We start from the raw sequence: 5,194 nt of genomic DNA, 5'->3' as shown, positions 1-5,194 counted from the left end.
GTTCCTTAACTGGTTCATCTGTTGCAGGCTGATATCAAGTTCATCCGGCAGATTATCCTGAAAAACTTCTTTCAGGCGTTTAGCTATTGTTGGCGACTTCCCATTTGTTGAGATTCCGATCTTCAGGTCTCCTTTTTTCACGATCGATCCCAGATAGAAGTCACATAATTCGGGCTTATCTGCTACATTGATCAGCAGGTGCCGTTCACGTGCATAAGCCCTTATCTCGGCATTCAGAACGTTGTCGCCGGTAGCAATCACTACCAGATCCTGGTCTTCCAGATCGGATGGTTCGAACTTTCTGTAATTTGTTTTTACCTGAGAATACTGACCGGCAAGATCTATCACTTCCGGCAAGAATTTCTCCGCAACAATTGTAATTTGTGTTTCAGGACTGTTTGAAAGCAGGGCCGTAAGCTTTTCCAATCCAACATTTCCGGCGCCAACAAGCAGAACCTTAAGCTCGTTAAGCTTAAGGAACACCGGAAACAACTGGTTGCCAGTCGTAACTTTAATGGTATCAGTATTTTGGTTATTCAGAACACTCATAAAATGCCTTGATTGGCTGATACAGCGCATGCAAGCCAACAACTTCACCAAATACAATCAGCGCAGGAGCGCCAATTTTCTGATCAGCGGCAGCTTCAGTTATTGTAGCCACAGTGCCTACAACAATTTTTTCATTTTCCATTGATCCATTCTGGATAACCGCTACCGGTAATCTTCCTTTTCCTTCTGCTTCGAATATTGCAGCTATCTCTTTTAGCTTTTTAACACCCATTAATACCACAACGGTTGCATCTGTTTTTGCAGCTGCATAAAGGTCTTTAGAAACCTCGCCATTTGTAGTGGTGCCGGTAATTACCCAAAAACTTTCGCTTGTACCGCGGTGTGTCACAGGAATTCCCTGCAAGGCAGGGACTGAAATACTTGAGGAAATACCCGGCACTACCTCAGCAGGGATGCTGTAAGATGCAGCAATCTCAAGCTCTTCGAACCCGCGGCCGAACACAAACGGATCACCGCCTTTCAAACGGACCACATGGCCATAATTCAGGGCATAATCAATCATTAGCTTATTAACAGCCTGTTGCGAATAGGAATGATCGCCCGAACGCTTACCTACATACACTTTAATCGCATGCTCAGGTGCGAAATCAAGCAGCTCGTTATTAACGAGGGCATCGTACAAAACGACATCAGCAGATTTAAGGATCCGAACACCTTTTAAAGTAATCAGTTCCGCATCTCCGGGGCCAGCGCCAACCAACGTAATTCTTGGCTCTTTTACCTCTTTTTTTGTTTTGGAAATTATCATAATTGAACTGCCTCCTTTGCTACCTTAATTCTGTTCACGAAATCGACAGTAGATGCCAGGTAAGTCTGTGCAAACTCCGCTGTCGGTTCGTTTTTGTTAATTTGTAATGCCAGCTCTGTGAAGCTATCGATACCCTCAAGGATCTGGCTTTCTCTGTATTGTTCATCGAAATCACGCATGATCCCGGTTTGTGTGCTGCTATTAATTCCCTTATCCAGCAATAGTGCTTTTGCACCGCTGATGAATACACTGTAAGCATGGTAAATCGAATCTGAATAAGCCCGGTTCTCATACGAGGAAATCGACCATTGTAATTTCTCCTCGGCCTCGAGAACAAGTGTTGAAACAAGGTCGATTACGACACCGGCACATTCGCCTACACCAATTGCTGTAACGAAGGCTTCTTCGTGGCCCCAATCCACAAATTCATCAGGCGTAAGGGTGGTAAGATCTGCAATCGGCTTTAGCAGCTGATAAAAGTGATCCTTGCCAAGCCTGTCGTAAAAGTCATTGAAAAGCTCATCACCGATCTTATTCTGACTGTAGTTGTCAAGAACTACCCGAACTACATCCTTAGTCCTCTTAGAAGGCACCTTAATAATCTTTTCTGCCGCACGTCCTAAGCCGTCGCCTAATGTACCCCCACCCAACAGAACCTGGGCTGATGGCACTACTTTACCAGCAGCTTTCAGCGAACTGCCATGGAAGCCTATTTGGGCAAGCCCGTGCTGGCCACAGCTGTTCATACAGCCGCTTATCTTTATTTTAATATCCTGGTTATCCGTAAGCTCTTCGTACTCCTCTTCAATGAGGTCTTCAAGGACCCGCGCCAGCTCAGTGCTGTTCGAAATTCCCAGGTTACAGGTATCTGTTCCCGGACAAGTAGTAACATCTGCAACGCTATCAAATCCCGGTTTTGCAAAGTCAAGTTCTTTCAACCGTTCGAAGAGCAGTGGAAGCGCTTCCTTTCTGACAAACTTAAGAAGCAAACCCTGATTAATTGTGATCCTGATCTCGTCAGCAACAAGGCCGCGGATCGCATCAACAAATATTCTTGCTTTAGCCGTAGATATATCTCCTGTCGTTACTTTGATGTAAACTCCGTAAAAACCCTCTTGTTTCTGTTCGAAAACATTAGTCTTCAACCAATTGTCATAATGCAACTGATCAGAAATGAGGATCTCCGGAAAAGCCTGCGCTTCAGGGATCTCGGGAAGCTGGATCGTCTCCCGGTCAATCGCAAATTTCTTAACCTTATTAGCAGTTTTTTCTTCTTCAATTAACCGAAGCAATTCTTCAAGCCCCAGCTTAGCAACAAGAAACTTCATTCTTGCTTTATTCCGGTTATTACGTTCGCCATACCTGTCGAACACACGTAAGGTGCTTTCTATATATGGAATAAGCTCGTCTTCGTGAAGAAAATCATTAATTGCATGAGCAATAGCCGGCTGAGCACCTAAGCCCCCGCCAAATAGTACTTTAAAACCACGAACTTCCTCCCCATCTTTTATAACAACTTTAGGGATGAATCCAAGATCATGTATGTATGTAAACGCCGTATCCGCATCACTTGACGAGAAAGCTATTTTAAACTTCCTGCCCATTTCCTGGCAGATCGGGTTTCTTAAAAAATACTTGAAGGTTGCGTGAGCATATGGGGCTACATCAAAAGGCTCGCTTGGATCGATTCCCGCGGAAGGAGATGCTGTCACGTTTCTTACCGTATTACCACAAGCCTCGCGAAGTGTTATATCATCCTGCTCAAGCTTCGACCATAGTTCTGGGGTACGGTCAAGGCTCACATAATGTATCTGAATATCCTGCCGGGTAGTTAAATGCAGGTTGCTGCTTGCATACTCGTCAGATATATCTGCAATCTTGAGGATTTGTTTGAAAGTTACTTTACCAAAAGGCAGTTTTATACGAATCATTTGAACGCCCGGCTGTCGTTGTCCATAAATTCCACGCGCTAATCGCAGGCTGCGGAATTTCTCATCATGTATCTTACCTTCACGAAATTCCCTGATCTTTCTTTCTAAATCTATTATATCCTTCTCAACGATTGGATTTTCTAATTCTGTTCTGAAACTTTCCATTACTTTTTGTAAAAAAACCTCTTCTACCGGGGTTGAAGAGGTTTACATATATTATTTATTCTAAATCCAATCTTCTTCAATTATCAAATCAAACATCCCATATAACAACACTTCGTCGTTACAGCAGTGAATATATAGGCGTGTTTAAATTTCATTTGCCAAATATAATACAAAGTATATAGAAATAGTAGTCTATTGTTGAATTTTTTTACAAACCTATATTAATAACCAATTTACTCTCCCTTGATATGATATCGGCGATACTAGTTTCGCTCAGAACTTTTAGGGTGGCATTCCGTACATCAAGGAAAACATCCCTAACTCCGCACGTCCCTTCGTTGATACATTCATCACACTTTTGATAGAAATTAAGGCTGACGCAAGGTAAGAGAGCGACCGGGCCTCCCGTAAGCCTTAACACCTGAACCAGGTAAATCTCTGAGGGATCTTTCACCAATCCATATCCGCCGCCTGCGCCTTTTTTACTGAAAAGCAAGCCGGCATTCCTTAGGTCGAGGAGGATCTGTTCCAGGAATTTTTTAGGGATATTCTCTTCAGATGCTATTCTTGAGATCTGCAATGGCGCCTGACCAAAATTCTTCCCTAATACAACTAGGGCCTTTAAGGCATAGCGTGTCTTTTTTGAAAGCATAGACTAATAAGTACTTTTTACTAATCTGCAAATTACGGAAATTCTTTTTAATAGATGTCAGTAATGAGTTGTGGGCTTTGAGCTCCTTGCCACGCGCCAGATCACTCTTCCAGTAAGGATTCCTTCGGGGCAAATTCAGTTTTTAGTTTTCAAGTGTCAACTTTAGCACTCCTAACCAGATTACTAACCCTATACAATAGAAAAATAGATATCCCCGAAAGAATGACGATGACGTACCCCAAAGTATCATAATGCTCCAGCGGACTAAACTTATCCTGCTGCACTACAATCAATCCGCCCACCGCTGCTGCTGCACCTCCTGCTATCTGCTGAAGTGAGGCATTTATTCCCATGAATGCTCCCCTATCCTCCTTTTCAGGGAGAGCTGATGAAAGGGCAATTGCTGGAACCATGCGGCTCATTATTCCGATCATGAAGCCTATGTTCATCACAAGAACCAGCCAGAAAGCAGTAAGCCCCATATTGGTGTAAATGATCACCACGATGCTCAGCCAAACAGAAGCAATAGTAAACAGCTTAAATTTATCGTACCGGTCGCTCAATTTCCCTGCTATTGGCATGATGATCAGGGAACATACCCCTGAAAACATAAACAGGAGCGGAAGCTGACGTTCAGTAACACCCAGGTTATTGATAGCAAAAGCGCTCCCCCACGGCATCATCATAAAACCGCCCAGTGATAAAAAGGCTGTAGCTAAAAACCCGATCCGGTAATTCTTTTTAGCTACCGTATGCGACAGATGGCTGAATGCACTTCGGTCCGTTTGAAGAGCCAAATGCTTATTAATAGGCTGAAGCTTGAATATGATCGCCAGCCAGATGATAGTCGCCAGAACGACGATCATTAAAAATGGCGATTGCCATCCCCAGACATTCGCGATATAAAGGCTTATCGGAATACCAAGTACCTGGCTCGCACCAAAACCCATTTGCATAAAACCCATTACCCTCCCTCTTCTTTCGATAGGGAAGAGATCCGTTACAATAGCCATAGAAATAGAGCCTATAACCCCGCCGAAAAGACCGGTGAAGATCCTGGCAGCCAGAAGCATCTCATACGAGGTCGTTAACCCACAGAATAAAGAACCTAGGATAAATCCGATATAG

Annotated in this window: 5 protein-coding genes; all 5 read right to left on the bottom strand. The window is 43.6% G+C overall.

What is annotated here, in order from left to right; all coding sequences use genetic code 11:
* The coding region (locus WKF69_RS17385; RefSeq protein WP_340383495.1) for a bifunctional precorrin-2 dehydrogenase/sirohydrochlorin ferrochelatase at positions 1-549 on the bottom strand (549 nt) is incomplete at its 3' end.
* Complete coding sequence (gene cobA, locus WKF69_RS17380) at positions 533-1,318, bottom strand: uroporphyrinogen-III C-methyltransferase (RefSeq protein ID WP_340383494.1); 786 nt, start codon at positions 1,316-1,318, stop codon at positions 533-535. The genes cobA and WKF69_RS17385, both read right to left, overlap by 17 nt.
* Positions 1,315-3,414 carry a nitrite reductase gene (locus WKF69_RS17375; RefSeq protein WP_340383493.1) on the bottom strand — a complete coding sequence of 700 codons (2,100 nt, stop codon included), beginning with the start codon at positions 3,412-3,414 and terminating at the stop codon, positions 1,315-1,317. Before WKF69_RS17375 ends, cobA begins: the two co-directional genes overlap by 4 nt.
* 208 nt (positions 3,415-3,622) lie before the next feature.
* Positions 3,623-4,066, bottom strand: coding sequence for an Rrf2 family transcriptional regulator (locus WKF69_RS17370; RefSeq protein ID WP_340383492.1), 444 nt, complete (start codon positions 4,064-4,066; stop codon positions 3,623-3,625).
* Between the two features lie 149 nt (positions 4,067-4,215).
* A partial coding sequence (locus tag WKF69_RS17365) for an MFS transporter (protein ID WP_340383491.1) occupies positions 4,216-5,194 on the bottom strand: 979 nt, incomplete at its 5' end.

The sequence above is a fragment of the Daejeonella sp. genome, assembly GCF_037719425.1.
Lineage (GTDB): Bacteria > Bacteroidota > Bacteroidia > Sphingobacteriales > Sphingobacteriaceae > Daejeonella.
This window is presented reverse-complemented; position numbering and strand designations above follow the sequence as displayed.